The 24003-nt window shown below is 69.5% G+C and carries 21 protein-coding genes; 8 read left to right on the forward strand and 13 right to left on the reverse strand.

Annotated features, from left to right (window positions below):
• Positions 1–159 precede the first annotated feature (159 nt).
• Complete coding sequence (locus RBT54_RS12095; RefSeq protein WP_320367321.1) at positions 160–1323, forward strand: THUMP domain-containing class I SAM-dependent RNA methyltransferase; 1164 nt, start codon at positions 160–162, stop codon at positions 1321–1323.
• 7 nt (positions 1324–1330) lie between these two features.
• Here RBT54_RS12095 and RBT54_RS12100 read toward each other — a convergent pair whose 3' ends face one another.
• Both RBT54_RS12100 and RBT54_RS12105 read right to left on the reverse strand, forming a co-directional pair.
• On the reverse strand, positions 1331–2464 hold the full coding sequence (locus RBT54_RS12100; RefSeq protein ID WP_320367322.1) for a PilT/PilU family type 4a pilus ATPase: 1134 nt from the start codon (positions 2462–2464) through the stop codon (positions 1331–1333).
• Positions 2465–2483: 19 nt separating this feature from the next.
• Positions 2484–3527 carry a type IV pilus twitching motility protein PilT gene (locus RBT54_RS12105; protein WP_320367323.1) on the reverse strand — a complete coding sequence of 348 codons (1044 nt, stop codon included), beginning with the start codon at positions 3525–3527 and terminating at the stop codon, positions 2484–2486.
• Between the two features lie 129 nt (positions 3528–3656).
• Between RBT54_RS12105 and RBT54_RS12110 the strand changes: the two genes are divergently transcribed.
• The 3 genes from RBT54_RS12110 to RBT54_RS12120 are packed head-to-tail and all read left to right on the forward strand — an operon-like array spanning position 3657 to position 5825.
• Positions 3657–4376: a YggS family pyridoxal phosphate-dependent enzyme gene (locus tag RBT54_RS12110; RefSeq protein WP_320367324.1), complete on the forward strand. Its 720-nt coding sequence runs from the start codon at positions 3657–3659 to the stop codon at positions 4374–4376.
• Between the two features lie 39 nt (positions 4377–4415).
• The gene (proC, locus tag RBT54_RS12115; RefSeq protein WP_320367325.1) at positions 4416–5240 is read left to right on the forward strand and encodes a pyrroline-5-carboxylate reductase; all 825 of its coding nucleotides are present in this window, start codon (positions 4416–4418) and stop codon (positions 5238–5240) included.
• A gap of 3 nt (positions 5241–5243) precedes the next feature.
• Entirely contained in the window at positions 5244–5825 is a 582-nt protein-coding gene (locus RBT54_RS12120) for a YggT family protein (RefSeq protein WP_320367326.1), read from the forward strand.
• A gap of 112 nt (positions 5826–5937) precedes the next feature.
• On the opposite strand, the gene RBT54_RS12125 is transcribed toward RBT54_RS12120, so the two are convergent.
• The 5 genes from RBT54_RS12125 to RBT54_RS12145 are packed head-to-tail and all read right to left on the reverse strand — an operon-like array spanning position 5938 to position 9759.
• Complete coding sequence (locus tag RBT54_RS12125) at positions 5938–7215, reverse strand: dihydroorotase (RefSeq protein WP_320367327.1); 1278 nt, start codon at positions 7213–7215, stop codon at positions 5938–5940.
• Between the two features lie 33 nt (positions 7216–7248).
• Entirely contained in the window at positions 7249–8208 is a 960-nt protein-coding gene (locus tag RBT54_RS12130; protein ID WP_320367328.1) for an aspartate carbamoyltransferase catalytic subunit, read from the reverse strand.
• Between the two features lie 16 nt (positions 8209–8224).
• The gene (pyrR, locus tag RBT54_RS12135) at positions 8225–8740 is read right to left on the reverse strand and encodes a bifunctional pyr operon transcriptional regulator/uracil phosphoribosyltransferase PyrR (protein ID WP_320367329.1); all 516 of its coding nucleotides are present in this window, start codon (positions 8738–8740) and stop codon (positions 8225–8227) included.
• A complete protein-coding gene (ruvX, locus tag RBT54_RS12140) occupies positions 8727–9191 on the reverse strand; it encodes a Holliday junction resolvase RuvX (protein ID WP_320367330.1) in 465 nt (154 codons plus the stop codon). Before ruvX ends, pyrR begins: the two co-directional genes overlap by 14 nt.
• Positions 9184–9759 (reverse strand): YqgE/AlgH family protein, encoded by a 576-nt coding sequence (locus RBT54_RS12145; RefSeq protein ID WP_413788445.1) that lies wholly within the window; start codon positions 9757–9759, stop codon positions 9184–9186. Before RBT54_RS12145 ends, ruvX begins: the two co-directional genes overlap by 8 nt.
• Positions 9760–9951: 192 nt before the next feature.
• Here RBT54_RS12145 and RBT54_RS12150 point away from each other — a divergent pair, with 192 nt between their 5' ends.
• Both RBT54_RS12150 and RBT54_RS12155 read left to right on the forward strand, forming a co-directional pair.
• Positions 9952–11406: a deoxyribodipyrimidine photo-lyase gene (locus tag RBT54_RS12150; protein WP_320367332.1), complete on the forward strand. Its 1455-nt coding sequence runs from the start codon at positions 9952–9954 to the stop codon at positions 11404–11406.
• A 116-nt stretch (positions 11407–11522) separates the two neighbouring features.
• Positions 11523–12689 (forward strand): PatB family C-S lyase, encoded by a 1167-nt coding sequence (locus RBT54_RS12155; RefSeq protein ID WP_320367333.1) that lies wholly within the window; start codon positions 11523–11525, stop codon positions 12687–12689.
• A gap of 98 nt (positions 12690–12787) precedes the next feature.
• On the opposite strand, the gene RBT54_RS12160 is transcribed toward RBT54_RS12155, so the two are convergent.
• The 6 genes from RBT54_RS12160 to RBT54_RS12185 are packed head-to-tail and all read right to left on the reverse strand — an operon-like array spanning position 12788 to position 22297.
• A complete protein-coding gene (locus tag RBT54_RS12160) occupies positions 12788–18604 on the reverse strand; it encodes an Hpt domain-containing protein (RefSeq protein ID WP_320367334.1) in 5817 nt (1938 codons plus the stop codon).
• A gap of 25 nt (positions 18605–18629) precedes the next feature.
• On the reverse strand, positions 18630–20741 hold the full coding sequence (locus tag RBT54_RS12165; protein WP_320367335.1) for a methyl-accepting chemotaxis protein: 2112 nt from the start codon (positions 20739–20741) through the stop codon (positions 18630–18632).
• Between the two features lie 49 nt (positions 20742–20790).
• Positions 20791–21297 (reverse strand): chemotaxis protein CheW, encoded by a 507-nt coding sequence (locus RBT54_RS12170; protein ID WP_320367336.1) that lies wholly within the window; start codon positions 21295–21297, stop codon positions 20791–20793.
• A 5-nt stretch (positions 21298–21302) separates the two neighbouring features.
• The gene (locus tag RBT54_RS12175; RefSeq protein WP_320367337.1) at positions 21303–21668 is read right to left on the reverse strand and encodes a response regulator; all 366 of its coding nucleotides are present in this window, start codon (positions 21666–21668) and stop codon (positions 21303–21305) included.
• A gap of 19 nt (positions 21669–21687) precedes the next feature.
• Positions 21688–22092, reverse strand: coding sequence for a response regulator (locus tag RBT54_RS12180; protein WP_320367338.1), 405 nt, complete (start codon positions 22090–22092; stop codon positions 21688–21690).
• Between the two features lie 52 nt (positions 22093–22144).
• Positions 22145–22297, reverse strand: coding sequence for a rubredoxin (locus RBT54_RS12185; protein WP_413788446.1), 153 nt, complete (start codon positions 22295–22297; stop codon positions 22145–22147).
• Between the two features lie 114 nt (positions 22298–22411).
• On the opposite strand from RBT54_RS12185, the gene thiD reads away from it, so the two are divergent.
• Together thiD and thiE are read left to right on the forward strand one after the other, a co-directional pair.
• Positions 22412–23308 (forward strand): bifunctional hydroxymethylpyrimidine kinase/phosphomethylpyrimidine kinase, encoded by an 897-nt coding sequence (gene thiD / locus RBT54_RS12190; protein WP_320367340.1) that lies wholly within the window; start codon positions 22412–22414, stop codon positions 23306–23308.
• Positions 23301–23981, forward strand: coding sequence for a thiamine phosphate synthase (gene thiE / locus RBT54_RS12195; protein ID WP_320367341.1), 681 nt, complete (start codon positions 23301–23303; stop codon positions 23979–23981). Before thiD ends, thiE begins: the two co-directional genes overlap by 8 nt.
• Positions 23982–24003: the final 22 nt, after the last annotated feature.

The following is a 24003-nucleotide window of genomic DNA, read 5'->3' on the forward strand; positions in this document are numbered from 1 at the left end:
TTTGGCGCGTGGCAGAGCGGGGAAGGATGACGCCCTTAATGGGTGGCCGTGTTCGTCCTGGCCATGCCGTCCCCGGTGCAGCGCATCGGCCTGCCTTTGCTGCGGCGGGGCTGCAGGCGGGCGTTACAATGCCGCCTTGTCCTGTGTCCGGAGCCCTCGATGGCTGAAGTGTTCTTTTCACCCTGTCCGCGCGGACTGGAAAACCTGCTCGCAGACGAACTCACCGCGCTCGGTGCGCGGGGCGCGCAGGCGGTTCACGGTGGCGTGGGCTGGCAGGGGGACTGGGCGGCGTGCCAGCGCGCCAACCTCGAAAGTCGGCTCGCGACCCGGGTGATGTGGCGGGTCGCGCAGGGGCGCTATCGCGCCGAGGTCGACATCTACAAGCTGGCCTACAGCGTCACGTGGGCGAAGTGGTTTTCTGCCGACGACACCATCCGCATCTACGTCACCGCACAGAAATCGCCGCTGCAGAGCCTGGAGTTCATCACCCTGCGGGTGAAGGACGCGGTGTGCGATCACTTTCGCACCGTCGTCGGCCGGCGGCCGAACGTGGACACGGCCAACCCGGTGGTGCGCATCCACCTGTTCCTGACCGCGGACACCGCGACCCTGTACATCGACACCTCGGGCGAGCCGCTCTACAAGCGCGGCTACAAGCCGGCCGCGGTGGAAGCGCCGGTCAAGGAGAACCTCGCCGCCGGCATCCTGCGCCTGACCGGCTGGCAGCCGGGCGAGGTGCTGCTCGATCCGATGTGTGGCAGCGGTACCTTTCTCATCGAGGCCGCGCAGATGGCGCTCGACATCGCGCCCGGGCTCGGGCGCAGCTTCGGCTTCGAGCGCCTGCGCATCCACGACCCTGGTGCCTGGGCGGCGCTGCGGCGGGCGGCCGAGCAGCGCCGCAAATCGACGCGCGTGCTGCAGATCTTCGGGTCGGACATCGTCGGCGAATGGGTGCGGCGCAGCCGCCTGAACCTGGAGGCCGCGGGGCTGGCCGACTGTGTCCGCCTGGACCGCGCCGACCTGCTCGAGCGCACGCCGCCCGCGGCAGAAGGCGTGATGGTGGCCAATCCGCCCTACGGGGTACGAATCGGCGAAGCCGAGGAGCTGGCGGCCTTCTATCCGCAACTGGGCGATGCGCTCAAGCAGCGCTGGGGCGGCTGGCGCTGCTACTTCTTCACCGCCGACACCGCCCTGCCCAAGCTGATCGGGCTGAAGGCGACCCGGCGCACCCCCTTGTTCAATGGTGCGCTCGAGTGCCGCCTGTACGAGTACCGCATGGTGGCGGGCAGCAACCGCGATCGCCCGCCGCGTCTGGCCGAGTGAGTACCGCTTAGAGGATGCCGAGGTTCTTCAGTCCGCCACTGGGGTCCTGCTCGCCGTGGCGGCTGTGCAGCTTGATCTGCAGGCGCAGATCGTTGATCGAGTCGGCATTGCACAGCGCATCCTCGTAGGTGATGAGCTCGTCCTCGTAGAGCTGGAACAGCGACTGATCGAAGGTCTGCATGCCCAGCTCGCGCGAGCGCTTCATGATCTCCTTGATCTCGGGCACGTTGCCCTTGAAGATCAGGTCGCCGATCAGCGGCGAGTTCAACAGCACCTCGACCGCAGGAACGCGGCCCTTGCGGTCCTTCAGCGGCAGCAGGCGCTGCGACACCATGGCGCGCAGGTTCAGCGACAGGTCCATCAGCAACTGGGTGCGGCGCTCCTCCGGGAAAAAGTTGATGACGCGGTCGATTGCCTGGTTGGCGCTGTTGGCGTGCAGCGTGGCCAGGCACAGATGGCCGGTTTCGGCGAAGGCGATCGCGTAGTCCATGGTCTCGCGGTCGCGGATCTCGCCCATCAGGATCACGTCGGGGGCCTGGCGCAGGGTGTTCTTGAGCGCGGCCTCCCACGACTCGGTGTCGATGCCCACTTCACGCTGGGTGACGATGCAGTTCTTGTGCGGGTGCACGAACTCGATCGGGTCTTCGATGGTGATGATGTGGCCGTAGGTGTTCTCGTTGCGGTAATCGACCATCGACGCCAGCGAGGTCGTCTTGCCGGTGCCGGTGCCGCCGACGAAGATCACCAGCCCGCGCTTGGCGAGCGCGATCTCGGTCAACACCGGCGGCAGACCCAGTTCCGAGAAGTTGGGGATCTTCTGCGGAATCGTGCGCAGCACCAGTCCGACCTTGCCCTGCTGCACGAAGGCGTTGGCGCGGAAACGACCGATGCCGGCTGGCGAGATGCCGAAGTTGCACTCCTTGTGCGCCTCGAAATCCGCTGCCTGGCGGTCGTTCATGATCGCGCGCGCCAGCTCGGAGGTGTGCTGGGGCTGCAGGATCTGGTTGGACTGGGGCACGATCTTGCCGTCGATCTTGATCGCGGGCGGAAACCCGGTGGTGATGAAAAGGTCGGAGCCGTTCTTCTGCAGCATCAGCCGCAGCAGGTCGTGCATGAACTTGAGGGCCTGGTCACGTTCCATGTTTCAGTGCTCCTGCGGCTCACGCCGCGAAGTTGTCCTTGTTCTGCGCCTTCATGCGCGCCTCGGTCGCCGACACCACGTTGCGGCGCACGAGGTCGGCGAGACACTGGTCGAGCGTCTGCATGCCCATGTTCTGCCCGGTCTGGATCGAGGAATACATCTGCGCGATCTTGTTCTCGCGGATCAGGTTACGGATCGCCGGGGTGCCGATCATGATCTCGTGCGCCGCGACCCGGCCCTGGCCGTCCTTGGTCTTGAGCAGGGTCTGCGAGATCACCGCGCGCAGCGACTCGGACAGCATCGAGCGCACCATGTCCTTCTCCGCTGCAGGGAAGACGTCGACGATACGGTCGATGGTCTTGGCCGCCGATGAGGTGTGCAGGGTGCCGAACACGAGGTGGCCGGTCTCGGCCGCGGTGAGCGCGAGGCGGATGGTCTCGAGGTCGCGCATTTCGCCCACCAGCACCACGTCCGGGTCTTCGCGCAACGCAGCGCGCAGCGCGTTGTTGAAGGACTGGGTGTCGCGGTGCACTTCGCGCTGGTTGATCAGGCAGCGCTTGGCTTCGTGCACGAACTCGATCGGATCCTCGACGGTCAGGATGTGGCCGTACTCGTTCTCGTTGACGTAGTCGACCATCGCCGCCAGCGTGGTCGACTTGCCCGAGCCGGTGGGGCCGGTCACCAGCACGATGCCGCGCGGCTGGTTGGCGATCTCCTTGAAGATCTTCGGGCAGTTGAGTTCTTCGAGCGAGAGCACCTTGGACGGAATGGTCCGGAATACCGCCGCCGCGCCGCGGTTCTGGTTGAAGGCGTTCACCCGGAAGCGGGCCAGGTTGGGCACGGCGAAGGAGAAGTCGCACTCCCAGCTCTCCTCGTACTGCTTGCGCTGGGCGTCGTTCATGATGTCGTACACCATCGCGTGCACTTCCTTGTGCTCGAGCGGTGGCAGGTTGATGCGGCGTACGTCGCCATGGACGCGGATCATGGGCGGCAGGCCGGCCGACAGGTGAAGGTCGGAAGCCTTGTTCTTGACCGCGAAGGCGAGCAGTTCGGTGATGTCCATGGTTTTCGTCTGTGCGAGAGAGCCCAGGATCGGGCCAACTCAGGGGCCAAAAGAGGGGCGGAAAATGGGGCCAACGTGACGATGCTATACTTTTCGGCGATCGCTTCCCAAGGAAATAGGCCACGAAATATGACGACAATCGGCGAGCGCCTTCTTGCCGTCCAGGCCCGCATCGAGGCCGCGGCGCATGTGGCCGGACGCGAACCCTCGGCGGTGTCGCTGCTGGCGGTGAGCAAGACCTGGCCGGCCGCTGCGGTGCGCGATGCGGCCGCGGCCGGCCAGCGTGCATTTGGCGAGAACTATGTGCAGGAAGGCGTCGACAAGGTCGAGGCGCTGCGCGACCTCGACCTGGAGTGGCACTTCATCGGCCCGCTGCAGAGCAACAAGACACGCCCGGTGGCCAACGCTTTCGACTGGGTGCACGGCATCGACCGCCTGAAGATCGCCGAGCGCCTGTCGGCGCAGCGCGATGTGCATCTGCCGCCGCTCAACGTGTGCATCCAGGTCAATGTCAGCGGTGAGGACAGCAAGAGCGGCGTGGCGCCCGACGCACTCGGCGCGCTCGCGCAGGCCGTGGCTGCCCTGCCGCGCCTGCGGTTACGCGGGCTGATGTGCATCCCGGAACCCACCGACGACACTGCCGTGTTGCGCGCGCGCTTCGCGGTGCTGCGCCGTTTGCGTGATGAGCTCGGCGCTGCTGGCCTCGCCCTCGACACGCTGTCGATGGGCATGTCGCACGATATCGAGCCGGCGATTGCCGAGGGCGCCACCATCGTCCGCGTCGGCACGGCGATCTTCGGCGAGCGCGTCAAGCCCGCTTCCACCCCGGTCTCTACCGGTCCCGCCTGATGCGCTCGCGCGCGTCGGCTCTTGAATTCAGGTCACCTCATGAAGATCACTTTTCTCGGCGGCGGCAACATGGCCTCCGCCCTCATCGGCGGGATGCTCGAACGCGGCTTTGCGCTCGGCGACATTCAGGTCGTCGAACTCGGTGATGCGGCGCGTGCCGCACTCGAGAGCCGTTTCGGCGTGCGTGCGGTGGCGGCTTTCGATGCGACGGCGCTTGCGTGCGACGTGCTCGTGCTGGCGGTGAAGCCGCAGCAGATGAAGGCCGCGCTGGCGCCGATCGCCGGGCAACTCGCCGGCCAGCTCGTCATCAGCATCGCCGCCGGCCTGCGCCTGGCCGATCTCGGGCGCTGGCTCGGGGCGCCCGGCGCGCCCTACACCCGGCTGGTACGCTGCATGCCCAATACCCCGGCGCTGATCGGCGCCGGCGTCACCGGCCTGTATGCCGACCCGTCGGTGGATGTGGCCGGACGCGCGGCCGCCGAGCGCATCCTCGCCGCGGTCGGCAGCACGGTGTGGGCCGACGCAGAGGCGCAGATGGATGCGGTGACCGCGATCTCGGGCAGCGGGCCGGCCTACGTGTTCCACTTCATCGAGGCGCTCGAGGCGGCCGGGCGCAGCCTGGGCTTCGACGAGGCGCGCGCGCGCCAGCTGGCGATCGACACCGTGCTCGGCGCGGCGAGACTGGCAGCCTGCTCGGACGATTCGCCCGCGCTGCTGCGCCAGAAGGTCACTTCGAAGGGCGGCACCACCGAGGCCGCGCTCGCCAGCCTGGCGGCTTCCGGCTGGCACGACGAGCTCGTTGTCGCGGTGAACGCCGCCGAGGATCGCGGCCGCGAACTCGGCGCACAACTCGGTCGGGACTGAGCCATGCTTGCGAACATCCTCCTGCTGGTCATCAACGCCGCCGCCGGCTTTCTCACCCTGATGCTGTTGGCGCGTTTCTACATGCAGTGGCAGCGTATTTCCTTCCGCAACCAGATCGGCCAGTTCGTGGTCACCACCACCGACTGGATTGTGCGTCCGCTGCGCCGTTTCGTTCCCGGCCTGTTCGGCCTCGACATGGCGAGTCTGCTGCCGGCGTGGGTGGTGCAGGTGCTGCTGGTGGCGTTCGAGCTCAGCCTGCGTGGCGCGGTGTTCAGCGGCAACACCGCCGCGGTGCTCGGCGGGCTGTTGGGTATGGGGCTGATAGAGCTGATCCGGATGATGGTGTATCTGCTGTTCGCGGTCGTGCTCGGCTCGGCGGTGCTGTCGTGGGTGAGTCCGCATTCGCCGCTGGCGCCGCTGCTGCATTCGCTCGCCGCGCCTTTCCTGCGCCCCTTCCGGCGGGTGGTGCCGACCATCGCCAACGTCGATCTGTCGCCGCTGGTGCTGCTGCTGGTGCTGCAGATCGTGCTGATGGTGCTCGCGGGTGCGCGCAACGGTTTTGCGCCGCTGCTGTTCGTGGGCTGAGCGTCGGGGCCGGAAGTTCGCGGGCAAGCCCGCTCCCACAGCGCGTCGGTTGAGCCGCCAATGTGGGAGCGGGCTTGCCCGCGGATGAAGCAATGCGGCCCGGGCTGATGGCTCAGCCCTCGAACATCACCTGCCCCTCGACCAGCGTGTAGCGCACCTTGCCCGGCAGCTCCATGCCGAGGAAGGGGGTGTTCTTGCCCTGACTCTTGAGGCCTTCGCGGGTGACGGTGACGTGCATGGCCGGATCGAACACGCACACGTCGGCGCGCGCGCCCACCGACAGGTGCCCGGCCTTGGTGATGCCGACGATTTTCGCCGCCTCCGAGGTGATGCGGGCAAGGCCGTCCATCAGCGCCAGGCCGGCGCTGTCAGCCCACTTCAGCGTCAGCGGCATCAGCAGCTCGAGGCCGGTGGCGCCGGGCTCGGATTCGGAGAAGGGCGTCTGCTTGCCGTCGTCGTCCACCGGGGTGTGATCCGAGCACAGCGCGTTGATGCGGCCCTCGGCCAGGCCCCTGGCGAGCGCCTCGCGGTCGCGCTGGCTGCGCAGCGGCGGGATCAGGTGGCAGTTGGGGTCGAAGTAGCCGATGTCCATGTCGCACAGATGCACATGGTTGATCGACACGTCGCAGGTCACGTCCATGCCGTCGGCGCGCGCCTGGTCGATCAGCGCCAGGCCGGCCGCGGAGGACAGCCGGGTGATGTGCAGGCGGGCGCCGGTCATCCGCGCCAGCTCCAGATAGGTAAACAGCGCCACCGTCTCGGCAGCGACCGGGATGCCCGACAGGCCCAGGCGGGTCGCCACCTCGCCGTCGTGGGCGTGGCCTACGCGCGACAGGAAGGGCGCCAGCGGCTGCAGCCAGACGCGGAAGTCGAAGGTGGCGGCGTACTGCAGGGCGCGCATCAGCACCGCGTTGTCCACCACCGGCACGTTGGCCTGCGAGAAGGCGACGCAGCCGGCCTCGACCAGCTCGGCCATCTCGGACAGGCGCTCGCCCTTGAGGCCGATCGTGAGCGCGCCGACCGGGTAGATGTGGGCGCGATTCAGCTTCTTGGCGCGGTAGGTCAGCATCTCGACCAGGCCGGGCTCGTCGAGCACCGGGTCGGTGTCGGGCGGGATCGCCAGGCTGGTGACGCCGCCGGCCATTGCCGCGTCCATCTCGGATTCGAGCGTGGCGCGGTATTCGAAGCCGGGTTCGCGCAGGCGCGCGGCGAGGTCGATGAAGCCGGGGGCGACCACCAGGCCGCTGGCGTCGATCGTGCGCTCGGCCTTGAAGCCGTCCGGGGCCTGGCCGAGGGCGACGATCTTGCCACCGGCGACATAGACGTTGCACACCGCGTCGGTGCGATTGGCCGGATCGACGACGCGGCCGTTGGAAATCAGGATGTTCATGCGGGAATCCTTGTGCCTGTGCTGTCCGCTGCTTCAGTGGCTGCCGAGCATGCTCATCACCGCCATGCGCACGGCGATGCCGAAGGTGACCTGGGGCAGGATGACCGCCTGCGCGCCGTCGGCCACCGCCGAGTCGATCTCGACGCCGCGGTTCATCGGGCCGGGGTGCATCACGATCGCGTCGGGCTTGGCGAGCGCGAGCTTCTCGGCGGTGAGGCCCCAGATCTTGTAGTACTCCTGCGGCGTGGGCAGCAGCGCGCCGTTCATGCGCTCGTTCTGCAGGCGCAGCATCATCACCACGTCCACGCCCTTGAGGCCTTCGCGCATGTCGTGGAACACGCGTACGCCGAGCTTCTCGACGGCGGTCGGCAGCAGGGTCCTGGGACCGATCACGCGCACTTCGGGCACGCCGAGCGTGGTCAGCGCTGCGATCTGGCTGCGCGCCACGCGCGAGTGCAGCACGTCGCCGACGATCGCCACCGTCAGGTTGGAGAAGTCGTGCTTGAAGTGGCGGATGGTGTACATGTCGAGCAGGCCCTGCGTCGGGTGCGCATGGCGACCGTCGCCGGCATTGACCACCCGGATGTGGTCGCGCCCGGTGTTGTGCAGGTGCTGGGCGATCATCATCGGTGCGCCGCTCGCGGCGTGGCGCACGACGAACATGTCGGCGTGCATCGCACACAGGTTGTCGACGGTGTCGAGCAGGCTCTCGCCCTTGGCGGCCGAGCTGGTGTTGATGTTGAGGTTCACCACGTCGGCCGACAGGCGCTTGGCGGCGATCTCGAAGGTGGTGCGGGTGCGCGTGGAATTCTCGAAGAACAGGTTGAACACGCTCTTGCCGCGCAAGAGCGGCAGCTTCTTGACCTCGCGCTCGGCGACTTCGGTGAAGGGCGCGGCGGTGTCGAGGATGGCGGTGAGGATGTCGCGCGGCAGACCGTCGAGGGTCAGCAGGTGCTGCAGTTCGCCGTGCTTGTTGAGCTGGGGATGGCGCATCGTGCGGGCCTCGGTGTCAGCGTGCGGCCGCTTCGGCCTGGGTGAGCTTGAGGGTGAAGTGACCGTCCTCGTCGCGCTGCAGTTCGAGGTTCTGCGTGCGCGGCAGGGATTCGGCCAGGGTGTGGGCGCAGTAGCGCGCCGCGACCGGCAGCTCGCGGCTGCCGCGGTCGACCAGCACCGCGAGCTCGACCACGCCCGGGCGGCCGAAGTCGAACAGCTCGTTGAGGGCGGCACGGGTGGTGCGGCCGGTAAACAGCACGTCGTCGATCAGGATCACATGCGCAGCGTCCACGTCGAACGGGATCTCGGTGCGCTGCGGCTTGGCGTGCAGGCCCTTGCTGCCGTAGTCGTCACGGTAGAAGGAGACGTCGATCGCGCCCAGCGGCTGGGCGATGCCGAGCTCGGCGTGCAGGCGCTCGGCCAGCCACAGGCCGCCGGTGTAGATGCCGACCAGCGCGGTGGCGGGGGTGACGTGGGGACGGATCTGGTCGGCGAGCTGCCGGCACAGGGCTTCGGCATCAAGGTCTTTCATGGCGTGGGGTGTCCAGGAAGGTTTGCAGGATGATGCGGGCGGCGGCGGCGTCGAGCACGGCCTTGCGCTCGCGCCAGTCGGTGCGCCCGGCTGCGGCGAGGTCGGCGTCGGCGGCGACCGAGGACAGGCGTTCGTCGGCGGTGAACACCGGCAGTCCGAAGCGGCCGTGGAGCTGGTTGGCGAAGCGCCGGCAGCGCGCGGTGAGTTCGTGCTCGGTGCCGTCGAGATGCGTGGGCAGGCCGACCACCAGGGCGACCGGCCGCCATTCGGCGATCAGCGCAGCGATGGCCTTGAAGCGGGCGTCGTTCGATTCGTCGTGCAGCGTGGTGAGCGCGCTGGCCTGGCCGGTTTCGAGTTCGCCGGTGGCGATGCCGATGCGCGCGAGGCCGAAGTCGAAGCCGAGCAGGGTGCCGCGGGCGGGCAGTGCGGCGGCGGGCGCCGCGTCAGGCATGCCCGGCGACCTCGCTGAGGTTGGCGAAGTCGACGCCGAGCTTCTGCATGGCGGCCACCAGGCGTTCCTCGGGCGGCAGCTCGAAGATGATCGCCATGTCGGCGGGCACGGTCAGCCAGGCGTTGTCGAGCAGTTCCTGTTCGAGCTGGCCGGCGGCCCAGCCGGCGTAGCCCAGCGTGACCAGCACCTCGCGCGGTTCGCCGCTGGCGCCGATCGCCTGGAGCACGTCGCGGCTGCTGGTGAGGCCGATCTCGTCGCTGACCTTGAGCGTGGAGTGCCAGTCGCCGAGCGGGCGGTGGAGCACGAAGCCGCGATCGGTCTGCACCGGGCCGCCGAAATACACGGGCTGGGCGGCGAAGCCCTCGACTTCGAGCGGCACCTCGATGCGCTCGAACAGCGTCGCCAGGCTCATGTCGATCGGCCGGTTGACGATGATCCCGAGCGCGCCCTGCTCGTTGTGCTCGGCGATGTAGGTCAGGGTGCGCGTGAAGTGGGGATCGGCCATGTTGGGCATGGCGATCAGGAAGTGATGGGTGAAGTTGGCCGTGGGCGTATCCATGCGCGGCATTTTACGCCGATCGTTCGGGTTCTTGGCGTGGGTGCGGGGGCTAATCTTTTGGGGGTGGGGGGCGTGTGGGTGGGGCGGCCGTGGCTGCGATCCGGCTGCGGGGCCGGGGCGACGGCCCTAACGGCACCGGGCGGGGTCGTGCGATTGCGGTGGGTGAGCGATAATGAATCCCCTTTTGTCCTGGACAAAATAATGCCCTCCGCCCTCGTCTGGTTCCGCCGTGATCTGCGCAATTTCGACCACGCCGCGCTCCACCATGCGCTGCGCTTTGCCGATCGCGTCTTTTGCGCCTTCATCTTCGATGCTGCCATCCTCGACGCCCTGCCGTCGCGCCGCGATCGCCGGATCGAATTCATCCACGCCAGCGTGACCGAGCTCGATGCCGCGCTCGACGCCATGGCGCGTGCGGCGGGCGCAGCCGGCAGCGGATTGATCGTGCGCCATGGTCGCGCGGAGGACGAGATCCCGCACCTTGCGCGCGAGCTCGGCGTGGATGAGGTGTTCGCCAACCGCGACTACGAGCCCGATGCCATCGTGCGCGACAGCCGGGTGGCGCAAGCGCTCGCGGAGGCCGGTATCGGCTACGAGGACTTCAAGGATCAGGTCGTCTTCGAGCGCGACGAGGTGATGACCCAGACGGGCAAGCCCTACAGCGTGTTCACGCCGTACAAGAATGCCTGGCTCAAAGCCGTGGACGACTTTCAGCTCAAGGCCTATCCGGTGGAGAAGTACGCCCGCCACCTGGCCGCGAAGCCGCCAGGCGAGACCGTGCCCTCGCTCGCCGACATCGGCTTCGAGCCTACCAATCTCGGCGAGCTGCAGATGCCGCTCGGCATGAGCGGCGGCAGCAAGCTGTTCGCGGACTTCGCCGCGCGCATCGACCGCTACAAGCGCGCGCGCGATTTCCCGGCGGTGAAGGGCGTTAGCTATCTCTCCACCCATCTGCGCTTCGGCACCGTGTCGATCCGCCAGCTCGCCGCCCACGCCCGCACGCACGGCGGCGAGGGGGCCGAGACCTGGCTGTCCGAGCTGATCTGGCGCGACTTCTACCACCAGATCCTGTGGCATCACCCGCGGGTGGTCGGGCGCGCCTTCCGTCCCGAGTACGACGCCGTGAACTGGGACGACGCGCCCGAGCTCTTCGCCGCCTGGTGCGAGGCGCGCACCGGCTACCCGATCGTCGATGCCGCGATGCGCCAGATCAACCAGACCGGCTGGATGCACAACCGCCTGCGCATGATCGTCGCCTCCTTCCTCACCAAGGATCTCGGCGTCGACTGGCGCCTCGGCGAGCGCTACTTCGCTGCGCAGCTCAACGACTTCGACCTCGCCGCCAACAACGGCGGCTGGCAGTGGGCAGCGTCCACCGGTTGCGATGCGCAGCCGTATTTCCGCATCTTCAATCCCGTCACCCAGTCGGAAAAATTCGACCCCGAAGGCCGCTTCATCCGCCGCTACCTGCCCGAACTCGCGCGCGTTCCGGACAAGTTCATCCACGCCCCGTGGACCATGGGCGGCATCGACCAGACCGCGTGCCGGACGAAGATCGGCGTCGATTACCCGGGCCCGGTCGTGGATCACGCCGCCGCGCGCGAGCGCACCCTGAAGCGCTTCGGCGTGGTGAAGAACGACACGCAAGGCGCATAGGCGCAAGCAAGAGCAGGCGGCGCCCGCCTCCCCGGTCCCGCGGCCGATCGAAGCCGCGCCACTGCGTCCGAATGCTGGACAATGCCCCCCGTCACCCCTTCACCGGACGCCCCGCCATGACCGCCGCCGCCCCCGCCTTCGACTTCGACCGCCTCATCGACCGCCGCAGCCTGCCGAGCGAAAAATGGGGCCGCTATGCCGGCCGCGACGTGCTGCCGCTGTGGGTCGCCGACATGGACTTCGCCGCCCCGCCCGCCGTGCTCGACGCCCTGCACCGGCGCATCGACCACGGCGTGTTCGGCTACACCGACGCCTGGCCTTCACTGATCGAGGCCGTGGTCGAGGGCCTGCAGCGCGACCATGGGTGGACGATCGAACCCGACTGGCTGGTGTGGCTGCCGGGCGTGGTGACCGGCTTCAACCTCGCTTGCGCCATCGCCGGCGGGCCCGGTGACGGCGTGCTCACTGCGACCCCGGTGTACCCGCCCTTCCTCAGCGCCCCCGCCAATACCGGGCGCGTGCTGCAGCGCGTCGAACTGGTCCTGCGCGACGGGCGCTGGCAGTGGGACTGGGACGCCCTCGAGGCCGCATGCACGCCTTCGACCCGCCTGCTGCTGCTGTGCAGCCCGCACAACCCGGTCGGCCGGGTGTTCGACGCGGACGAACTGCGCCGGCTGGCCGACTTCGCCGCGCGCCACGACCTCATCGTGTGTTCCGACGAGATCCACTGCGGCCTGGTGCTCGATGCGGACCGCCCGCACCGCCCGCTCGCCGCGCTCGACGAGGCCGCCGCGCGACGCACCATCACCCTGATGGCGCCGTCCAAGACCTGGAACATCCCGGCGCTTTACTGCGCCTTCGCGGTGATTCCCGATGCCGCGCTGCGCCGGCGCTACCGCCACGCCATGCGCGGCGTCGTGCCGCATGTGAACGTGCTCGGCATGGTGGCGGCAGAGGCGGCCTATCGCGACGGCGACGCCTGGCGGCAGGCGCTGCTGGCCTACCTGCGCGCCAACCGTGATCACGTCGTCGATGCCGTCGCGCGGATGCCCGGCCTGTCGATGACGCGGCCCGAGGCCACCTACCTGGCATGGATCGACTGCCGGGAGATGATGGCGGCGCGCGGCGTCGCGGATCCGGCTGCGTTCTTCGAGGCCGCCGGCGTGGGGCTGTCGGATGGTTCAGCCTTCGGCGCGCCCGGCTTCCTGCGCCTCAACTTCGGCTGTCCGCGCGCGACCCTCGACGCGGCGCTGGCGCGCATGGCGCACGCACTGGACGCTTGATCTGGGATTCAGGGGGGAGGGGAGAAGGGGGGCGGGGCCTGAGTCGTGAGCCGTGGGAGCAACTTTCCGTGCGCTGACTCCCACAACAAACCGCTCGCTCAGTGCGGTGACTGCACCAGTCCCTGGGTGTAACCCGCCACCAGCCCCAGCAGCTCCTCTTCCTGGTACGGCTTGCCGAGGTAGTGGCTGGCGCCGACTTCTTCGGCGTAGCTGCGGTGCTTTTCGGCCAGGCGTGAGGTGATCATGATCACCGGCAGGTGCTTCAGGCGGGCGTCGGCGCGGATGTTGCGGACGAGGTCGAAGCCGTCCATGCGCGGCATCTCGATGTCCGACAGCACGACGTCGGGCACCGTGTCGATGAGCTGCTCGAGCGCATCGACGCCGTCCTTGGCCGTGATCACGCGGTAGCCCTCGCGTTCGAGCAGACGGCCGGTGATCTTGCGCACCGTCAGCGAGTCGTCCACCACCATCACCGTGGGCAGACGCAGCGGCGGCGGGGCCTCGCCAGCGGGCGCCAGGGTGTCGTCCTCGGCGTCCTCCTGCGCGAGGCTGCGGCTGGCGAGCGCGACCGGGTTCAGGATCAGCACGATCTCGCCGTCGCCGAGCACGGTCGCGCCCGACATGCCGATGATGCGGGTGAGCTGCGGTCCCGCGTTCTTGACGATGATCTCCTGGTTGCCGCGCAGGCCGTCCACATGCAGGGCCAGCGTCTGCGCGCCGGCGCGCAGCAGCAGCACCCAGTTGTAACGTTGCTCGAGCGGACGCGCCTCGCGGTCGCCGAGCAGGCGCGCCAGGTAGCGGTAGGGGAAGCGCTCGCCCTGCCAGTCGATGCCGTGTTCGTCCTGCAGCGTGCGCAGCGCGTCGGGCTTGAGCTCCATGGCCTGCACGACCATGTTCGAGGGCACCGCCCAGGTGCGACCACCGGCCTGCACCAGCAGGGCCTGGGTCACCGCCAGCGTCAGCGGCAGGCGCAGGTTGAAGCGGGTCCCGCCGCCGCGCCGGCTGCTGACATCGACCCGCCCACCGGCGGCAGCAGTCTGCGCCTTCACCACGTCCATGCCGACGCCGCGTCCGGAGACAGCGGAGAGCTCGCGCGCGGTGCTGAAGCCGGAGACGAAGATCAGGTTGGTCAGGCGGCGCTCGTCGGGCTGCTCGTCGGCGCCGATCAGGCCGCGTTCGCGGGCGCGCGCGGCGATGCGCTCGAGGTCGATACCTGCACCGTCGTCGGCGATCTCGATCGCGATCTCGTTGCCTTCCTGGCTCACCGTCAGTTCGATGCAGCCGCTTTCCGGCTTGCCGGCGGCGGCGCGTTCGGCGGGGGCTTCGATGCCGTGGGCGACCGCGTTGCGCAGCAGGTGTTCGAGCGGCGCCGCCATCTGTTCAAGGACGCTGCGGTCGATCTCGATGCGCCCGCCGCGCACGTCGAGCGTGGCGCGCTTGCCGAGCTCGCGCGCGCTCTGGCGCACCACACGGTAGAGGCGGCTGGCCAGGCTGTCGAAGGGCAGCATGCGCACCTGCATGAGGCCCTGCTGGAGCTCGCGCGCCATGCGCGCCTGGCTGTTGAGCGCGAGGTCGGCGCCGTCCAGGTTCTGCAGCAGGTTCTGCTGCACCGTGGTCACGTCGTTGACGCTCTCGGCCATCATCCGCGTCAGTTCCTGCAGGCGGGTGTAGCGGTCGAGTTCGAGCGGATCGAAGTCGCCCTGCTGCGCGCCGGCTTGGGCGATGCGCGACTGCATCTGCACTTCGGCCTGGATCTCGACCTCGCGCAGCTGGCTGCGCAGGCGGATGACGTTCTCGGTCAGGTCGAGCAGGGAGCGGCGCAGCGTGCGCAACTCGCCGTTGATGCGGCTGCGCGCGACGCCGATCTCTCCGGCCTGGTTGACGAAACGGTCGACCAGTTCGGCGCGCACGCGCAGCGTGGGGCTGGACAGGGCCTCGGTTTCCTCGCTGCGCGCGTCTTCGGACGGTGCTGCGGCTGCTGCTGCTGCCGGCTCGCCCGCAGCAGCGGGCGCTTCGCCGCTGTCGCCGAGCGCAAGGGCATCGATCATCTGCTCGCAGCGGTCGAGACCGAGCGCCAGCGCGTCGACGAGCGTGGCGGCCATCTCGTGGGCGGACACCCCATCCTCGAGCCGCGACTCGAGCTGGTGCAGGTGTGCGCCGAGGTTCATTGCTCCGGCCATGCGCGCGCTGCCTTTGAGCGAATGCAGCAGGCGGGCGACGCTGCGCGCGTGTTCGCCATTGTCCGGCTCGCCGCGCCAGCGTCGCAGCATGGCGTGCAGTGCGCTGGCGGTCTCCGCAGCCTCTTCGAGGAAGATCGGCAGCAGCTCGCTGTCGATGTCGTCCGCGGGGGTGGTTTCTGCCGCCGGTTGATGCGCGATTGCGGCCGGCGTGGCGGGCGGGGCAGGGGGCGGCGCAACGGTCGCCGCGGTGTCCGGTGTCGCCGCCAGCCCCGTGTGGGTCGGGAGGGCGCATGGCGCGGCGTTGCGCTCGGCCGCTAGCGCGGCCTCGAGCGCCGCGATGAGATCGGGTCTTGCGTTCGGCAGCCGCGCCGCGAGGACGTCGGCGAGCATGTCGCGCAGGCTGCGCACCACACTGGCGAGTACCGCCAGAGCCTCCGCCTGCAGTCCGTCGCCGCGGTCGGCCAGCCGGTCGAGTGCGTGTTCGAGCGCGCGGGCGAGCTGGTGCGCCGCAGGCAGGCGGGCGGTGCCGGAGATGCCCGCGAGCGTGTGTGCGGCGCGCACGGCTGCGCTTGCCGGCGGTCGCTGCGGCACGACCTGCAACTGGTGCAGCTCGGCGTCGAGCGTGTCGAGATGTTGCGCAGCTTCGGCGCAATAGAGCTCGTAGAGCGCGCGCGCGAGCTCGACGTCCCCGATCTGGACCAGCTCGGGAGCCTGTGCGGCAGGTGGTGGTGCTTCTTCCCCGCTTGCCGCAGAGGCCGCGCCTTCCTCTGGCGTGTGCGCTTGGGCGGCCTGCAGCGCCGTCTCCGCGGCGGGGGGCGGCTGTTCGCCGAGTTCGCCGTCGATCAGGAAGTCGGCGCTTTCGAACAGCAGGTCGAGCGCAGGGGACGTCGTCTCGTCCTCCTGCGCAGCGCGCGGCTCGGCTTCTGGTGCGGGGATCGCGGGGAGTTCGACGTCCGCGGCCGCGGGCTCGTCCAGCGCCGGAACCTCTAGGTCGGCGAGATCCGTGAGCTCCTCGAGGTCCTCCAGCTCGTCGAGTTCGCTGAGCTCGTCATGCGTGTAGCGCTCGGCAGGCGGGGACTCAGCCGTAACGCGGTCTTCTATCGTCGGGAAGACCACGGAGACGGGTTGGGAAGTGCGCGCCTCGAGCGGGCTTGCTTCGACGGCGCTCCGTTCGGCCGGACTCGCCTCGGCCGCGGCCGCGGCCGCGACTGCCGGGGTTTGCGCAACCCGGGGCGCGGGGGCGCAGGCGGTCGGCGCCTCGCTTGCGTTGCGCAGGCGCTCGGCCTCGGCTTCGAGGTGGCTGGTGTCCACTGCGCCGGGTTGGCCGGCCTGCAGGCGCGCGATCCAGGCGGAGAAGACCGTGTCACCGGTCTCGATGAGGCTGAGCAGGGCCGGGGTCACCGGCCAGTCGAGCTGGAGCCAGCGGTTGAGGGTCTGCTCGACAGCCCACGCGGTGTCGCCGAGCTGGGTCAGCCCGACCATGCGGCCGCTGCCCTTGAGCGTGTGGAAGCCGCGCCGGATCGTGACGAGGTCGTCGGTTTCGGTCGGGTTGGCGCGCAGTCCTTCCAGGCGCGCGCGCAGAGTGGCGAGGACGTCGATCGCTTCCTCGATGAAGATGCCGAGCAGCTCGGCGTCGACTTCGGCTTCGATCTCGGCGTCGTCCGCGGCCCCGGCAGGCGGCTGCGCGCTCGCTGCAGACGCAGCTGCGGGTGCGGGAATGCCTGGCACGGCGGCGGCAGTGGGCGCGGGCTCGAGTTCGGTGAGGTCCTCGAGATCCTCCAGATTCTCGAGCAGCGTGATCCCGCTGTCCTCGTCGTCGCTCGTGGCGGGGACGCGGTCCGGCGCCGGAGCCTGGGGGTCGGTCTCGATGCCTGGCTCTGGCGCGACCTCGTCACGCGGCAGGGTCAGGACGACGTCCGAGGCGCCGGGCGCGATGTCGGGGGTCGCTTCGGGGGGGGCCTCAGGGAGGATCGCGGCGATGTCCTCGCGTCCGGGCGGGGAAATGAGCTCGGTCGTGCGCGCCGGCTGCGCTTCCTCCAGCGCTGCCGCCGGCGACACTGCAGACGGCTGCGGCTGGATGCCGAGCAGGTTGTGCAGCGCTGCGCCACCTCGCGGCAGGGCCTCGATGTAGAAGCCGAGCGCTGACAGCTGGTGGGCCAGGGCCTCGAATTCGGCCTGGCCTGCGCTGCTCTCCGCCTTTGCGAGGCTGGCGATGTGGACCGCCGCGTCACGCACGAGCGCGAGCGCGTCGGTTTCGCCGAGGACGCTCAGTGCGCCGATGATCTGCTGCAGGGGTTGATGCAGCAGCAGCAGGGGGTCGCGCCGGGCTGGATTGCGGAAGAAGTCGTCGAGCGCCTGCTCGACATGGCCGAGGCTGGACAGCATCTCCTTCGCCAACTGCTCGAGGAGCGCCTTGTCCTGTGCTGGGGTGCTCACCCCAAGGACATCGTCGGCCGCGCCTGCAAGCGGCAGCTCGCCGCGCTGCAGCGCCTGCAGCCGCGGCAGCATCGCGTCCACACGGGCGCCGAAGCCGGCCTCCGGCGGGCGACGCTCGAGGCCGGCTTCGAGCAGCAACAGTGCGGTCGCGCCTTCCATTGCGGTCGCCTCCGAGCACTGCAGAGGGTCGCGCCGCAGCCAGCGGGCGAAACCGAGAATGCCCGCCACCAATGCCTGGGTGGCGGGACGCTCGAGCGCGGCGGCCGGCGCTTCCATCGCCTCGACCGCATCCTCGAAGCGCGTGAGCGCGACCGCGGTGCCGGCGCAGAAGTCGTCCCACTGTTCGCGGGCGCTGGCCAGGTGGCGGGTCAGGGTGTCGAGCAGCGGTGCGGTCGGTGTTCCGCTGACGCTGGCGCCGGCCTCGGGCAGCAGGGCGTCGAGTTGCCAGCATTCGCGCACGGCACGTTGCTGCGCGCTGTTCGCCGGGCATTGCGCTATCTGGTAGAGCAGCTCGCGCAGCAGGCGGTCGGGGACCGTGGGCGTGCCGGAGAGCAGGCGGCGGAACTGGGCGTCGATCTGCGTGCACAGGCGCTTGACGCCGGGTTCCGGAGCCAGGCTGCCGTCGATCAGGGCGTCGTAGAAGGCCAGACTCGCCCACCACAGGCTGCGCGCCGAGGGGTTGTGCTGCTGCGCCTCGACGTCGGCGATGGCCTCGCGCATCGCGCGTGCGCCTTCACCCGCCGCGCCCTTGCGCAGCCAGTCGAGCAGGCCGCGCTCGAAGCGGCTGCGCGCGCTGCGCAGGATCTGGGCCGCGGCGTCGGGGTCGGCTGCGGTGGCGTCCTCGGCGCGGGCCGGAGGACGACGGGAGAGGTCGGGATGGAAGAGGTCGGCGGGGCTGGCGTCGGCCTGGCCGCGGGCGGCGGCAAGCGCCATGTACGGGCCGGCGAGACGCAGCGCCTGGTCGGGCGCACCGTGGGCGAGTTCTTCGAGGTAGTTGCCGATCACGGCCAGCGACCGCCGCACCAGCGTGCGCCGCGGGGCGTCCGCCGGCACCGTTTCGTGCGCCATGTCGCCGAGCAGTTTCTCGAGCGTATCGGCAAACTGGGTCAGGCCGTCGAGGCCGACGATGGCGAGTGCGCCGCGCACCTGGTGCAGATGGGTCTGGGCGAACTGCAGGCCGGACGGGTCGGCCTCGGCCGCGTCGCGGTCGAGGATTTCGCTGGCGCGGCTCAGCGCGGCGTCGATCTCGCCCTTGACCCAGGTCAGCGGTCCCAGGTCCGGCGCGGTGGCGTGTTTCATGCTGATCGTTCCCGGACCCGTTCGTTCACACCTTGAAGCCCGAAACCGAGCCCTTGAGCTCGACGGCGAGTTCGGCGAGCTGGCCGATCGACACGGCCGTCTGGCGCGTGCCGAGGGAGGTCTGCTCGGTCACCGCGAGGATGTCCTTCATCGTCGCGGCCACGCGGCCGGCGGTCGCGGCCTGTTCCTGGGTGTCGGTGGAGATGCGCTCGATCAGGCTTGCGGTTTCGGTCGACACCTCGCCGATCTCGGCCAGCGCCTGGCCGGCGGCGTCGGACAGCTGGGCGCCCTCGACCACGTTGCGGGTGGCGTTCTCCATCGCGCCGACGGCGTCCTGGGTGTCGGTCTGGATGGTCTTGACGATGGCGGCGATCTGCTTTGTGGCCTCGGCCGAGCGTTCGGCCAGGCGCTGCACTTCTTCCGCGACCACGGTGAAGCCGCGCCCGGCCTCGCCGGCGGTGGCGGCCTGGATCGCGGCGTTGAGCGCGAGGACGTTGGTCTGCTCGGTGATGTCGGAGATGAGCTCGACGATCTCGCCGATCTCCTGCGAGGACTCGCCCAGACGCTTGATGCGCTTGGCGGTCTCCTGGATCTGGGCGCGGATGTCGTTCATGCCGCGGATGGTGTTTTCCACCGCGTCGGCGCCCTTGCGTGCCGCGTCGAGCGAGCGGCGAGCGACCTGGGCAGACTGCAGCGCGCGCTCGGACGAGTCGGTCATCGACTGCGCCATGCGCTCGGTGGTGGCGCCGGCTTCCTCGATTTCCTGCGACTGGCGCTCGGTGGCGGCCAGCAGCTCGTTCGACGTGTGGCGGGCGGATTCGGTCGCGTTGGTCACGCGCGAGGCGGCGTCGTTGATGCGGCGCACCAGCACCGAGAGCTCCTCGATGGTGTAGTTGACCGAGTCGGCGATGGCACCGGTGATGTCTTCGGTGACGGTGGCGCGGATGGTGAGGTCGCCGTCGGCGAGGTCGCCCATCTCGTTCATCAGCCGCAGGATGGCCTGCTGGGTGAGGTTGCGTTCGTCCTCGGCGTGCTGGCGCTGGTGCTCGGTCTCGAGGCGGCGGGCAGCCGCGTCGGCGCCATAGGCGCGCGCCATCATCAACAGCGAGAGCAGGGCGAGCAGCGCGCTTGCGGCAGCACCGATGTGCAGCGGACCGAAGCCGCTGGCGCTGCGGGTGAGCGCCTCGGTCACCGCCGCGCTGCGCGCGAGCAGCGGCACCGAGTCGCGGGCGATGCTGCTGGCGGCCTCCTTGGCCAGCATCAGCGGGTGGGTGCTGGCGACGATGCTGTTGACGGAAAACAGCGTGGCGCCGGCATCCGCCTCCAGGTCGGCGACGAGCTCGCTGTGCAGCGTGCCCGTGGTGTCCTGCTTGAGGCTGGCGAGCAGTGCGCGCAGGCGGTCGGCGTCTGCGGCCAGGGTCGTCGCGACTTCGGGGTTGGCCGCGTCGGCGACCATGAGCGCATTGGCGTGGCCAGCGGCGCGCTGGGCGTGCGTAATCACGCCGTAGGCGGCGCTGATCGTGTCCGCCTGGGCGCCGCTTGCGAGCAGGCTGCGCACGAGCGCGTCGCTGCTCGCGAACAGGGGCGCGTTGTCGGCATTGATGGTCTCCACGGCCGCGGCGAGCGCGACGAAGATGCTGCCTTGTTCGACGAGCTGGCCGGTGCTGGCCGCGGTCTGCTTCCAGGTTTCGCCCAGGGCCTGCAGCGGTGCACGCGCATCGCCCGGCACCGGCGGTAGCTCGGTACCCGCGAACGGGCCGCCGGCGTCGAGCGTCTGCAGCAGTTCGGCAAAACGGGCGCGGGTCTGCTTCAGTTCGGTCACGGCGGCGGCATCGCCACGGCGGGCCAACTGGGCGGACTTGGCGATCTGTTGCGACAGCGTCTGCAGTTCGCTCGCTGCGCTCACCTGCAGGGTTGCCTGTGCGGAGTTGCGCAACTGATAGACGAGCAGGCCGGCGCTGCCGGCCGCAAAGAGGGCGAAGAGCAGGCCGAAGGCGCGCAGCTTGCCGCCCGCCGGGCTGAGCGGCGCGGCCGTAGCCGATCGCGGCGTGCGCGGGCTGGTCTCGATGATGGTGGTGGTTTCCACGCCGCCCGCGTCTGCGGGGGCCTTCTTGCTGGCGAACATTTTCAGTGCCATGTTGCGTGCTCAGTTCCGATGAATGGTGCGAGGCAGGATGCAGGGCGGCTCATTCGAGTCCGGCGTCGAGGAAACTCGGCTGGGCGAGCAGTCGGGCGCAGTCCACGCGCAGCCAGGGCCGCCCTTGCAGGTCGCGCAGGCGGCTGGCAACCCAGGGCCGATCGTCGGCCTCGGGATCGCGCTCGAAGTCGTCCTGGCTGCGCAGCCCGGTGGACGACGACACCAGCAGTGCGCTATGGATTCCGTGGCGGGCGCCCACCAGCAGCAGGCGCGCGCGGCCGGCGGGGACGGTCGGTGGCTGGCCGTTGAACTGGGCGAAATCGATCACGCCGTAGAGCGTGCCGCGCACGTTGGCGAGGCCGCGGTACCACGGGCGGGTGAGCGGCACGGCAGACAGCGGCGGCGGCGGCAGGATCTCGCCGGCTTCCGGCAGCGGGATCAGCCAGTTCTCGTTGCCGCACTGGAAGCCGAGCAGCCCGCGATGCTCGGCCGTCTTCGCTTCGGCGAGCCGACGGGCGAGCCGCTCCTGGAATTCGCGCAGGCTGCTGCGGGCCATGCCGGTCAGCCCATCGCCCGGATGCGGGCGAGCAGTTCGTCGGGGTCGACCGGCTTCACCAGGTAGGCCAGTGCGCCCTGGCGCATTCCCCAGATCTTGTCGGTGTCCTGGCCCTTGCTGGTGCACATGATGATCGGGATGTCGCGCGTCGCCTCCTTGCGCGAGATCGTGCGCGTGGCCTGGTAGCCGTTCATGCCCGGCATCACCACGTCCATCAGGATCAGGTCGGGTTTGTCGGTCTCGCTGCGGGCAATGGCCTGCTCGCCGTTCTCCGCGGTGATGACGTTGTAACCGTTGCGCGTCAGTACGTCGTTGAGGGCAAGGCGTTCGGTGGGTGAATCGTCCACCACGAGAATCTTGCGAATCGTCATGTCTTGGGTCCTGCCCTGCTCAGCGTTCGGGTGATGCAGCGGCCCGGCCCGTGGCAGCGTGACTGGCCACGGTCTTGAGCAGGCTGTCCTTGGTGAAGGGTTTGGTGAGGTATTCGTCCGAGCCGACCATGCGCCCGCGGGCGCGGTCGAACAGGCCGTCGCGCGACGACAGCATGATCACCGGTGTCGATGACAGGCGCGGGTTCTTCTTGATCAGCGCGCAGGTCTGATAGCCATCCAGGCGCGGCATCATGATGTCGACGAAGATCACGTCGGGGTGATGGTCGGTGATCTTGGCCAGGGCGTCGAAGCCGTCCTCGGCGAGCAGCACCTGGCAGCCCGCCTGGGTGAGGAAGATCTCGGCGCTGCGCCGGATCGTGTTGCTGTCGTCGATCACCATCACCTTCAGCCCGGCAATGTCCATGCTGTGTTCCTGATGCGTTGTCGAAGCAAAAAAGCGATCCGAGCCGGCTGGCTCAGATCTCGATCATCTCGAAGTCTTCCTTGCGCGCGTGGCACTCCGGGCAGGTCCAGTTCGGCGGAACGTCTTCCCAGCGCGTGCCCGGCGCGATGCCCTCATCGGGCAGGCCGTCGGCCTCGTCATAGATGAAGCCGCAGATCAGACACATCCAGGTCTTGTAGGGGGTATCGGCCATGAGTCAGCTTTACTTGAGGGTTGGCGGTAGAATCCCACGCATCTTAACGCATCCCCCCGGATGCCTTCCGTGGTGCATTTCTCGCTCATGCCGATTGCGATTCCCGAAACGCCGCCCTGCGTGATGTGCCTGTCGGCGGGCGACGCCACCGCCGGCGGCGGGCTGGCCGCCGACATCCTGACCCTCGCCAGCATGGGCTGCCATCCGCTGCCGGTGCAGACCGCCGCGCTGGTGCGCGATACCCGCGGCATCGATGAAGTGTGGCCAGTCGAGCCCGAACTGCTGTCGATGCAGGCGCGCGCGGTGCTCGAGGACGTGCCGGTCGCCGCCTTCAAGCTCGGTTTTTGCGGCAGCGTCGAGAACGTCGCCCTGATCGCGGAGATGCTCTCCGACTATCCGGAGGTGCCACTGGTGGTGGAGCCGGCCCTGTACGCCGCGGTGCTGCTCGGCGAGGAGGGCGACGAGGTGGTGGCGGCGCTCGCCGACCTGATCCTGCCGCAGACCACGCTGCTGGTTGCCGATCGCCACGAGCTGTGCCGGCTGGCCGGGGTGGTCGATATCAGGCCGGATGACGAGGGGGGCGAGGATGACGGCGACGATGACGACGCGGCGGGTGACGAGGCCGCAGACGACCCGGGCATCGACGAGGCGCTGGCCCGTCTTCTCGGCGGCGGCACCGAGTTCATCCTGCTGACGGGCGGCGGCGAGCACGGGCCACAGGTGGTGAACACCTTGTTCGGTCACGATGGCGTCGTCCGCACCGATGCCTGGCCGCGCCTGCCGGGCCGCCACCTCGGTGCCGGCACCACGCTGGCCGCCGCGGCGGTGGCAGCGATTGCCCATGGCATGGCGCTGCCGGAGGCGGTGCGCGAGGCGCAGGAATTCACCCAGCAGGCGCTGCGCCACGCCTACCGCGCCGGCATGGGGCGGGCGCTGCCCGACCGCTTCTTCTGGGCGCGCGGCAAGGGCGAGGACGATGTCTGAGCTACAGGCCGGGGCGCCCGCGCGCGGCGTGGCGCCGGGGGCTGAGCCCGTGTCGGTGCCGGGCGCCTTGCGCGGCCTCTATGCCGTGACCCCCGACATCGCCGACACCGCCTGCCTGCTCGCCCTGTCCGAGCAGGTGCTGGCGGGAAAGCCCGCGCTGCTGCAGTACCGCAACAAGACCGCCGATGCCGCGCTGCGCCGCGAACAGGCGCGCGCGCTGCAGCGTCTGTGCCGGGCGGCGGGCGTGCCCTTCATCGTCAATGACGACCTCGCGCTGGCGCTCGAGATCGATGCCGACGGCGCGCACCTGGGCCGCGACGACGGCCCGCCGGTCGGGGCGCGCACGGCGCTGGGCGCGCATCGCATCCTCGGCCTGACCTGCTACGCCGACTGGGCGCGTGCCACCGAGGGCGCCGAGGTCGGGGCCGACTACATCGCCTTCGGTGCGATGTTCCCGTCAGTCACCAAGCCGAATGCGCCGCCCGCACCGTTCGCGTTGATCACGCGTGCCAAGCGCGAACTCGGCCTGCCGGTGGCGGCGATCGGTGGCATCACGCTCGCCAACGCCGGCGAGGTGCTGGCCGCCGGCGCTGATCTGCTCGCGGTGGTCAGCGATGTGTTTGGTGCCGACGATCCGGCGGCGCGGGCTGCGGCCTACCGCGCGCTGTTCTGAGTTCTTGACCTGCACGGTGGAC

It is taken from the genome of Thauera sp. (assembly GCF_034003485.1).
GTDB lineage: Bacteria > Pseudomonadota > Gammaproteobacteria > Burkholderiales > Rhodocyclaceae > Thauera.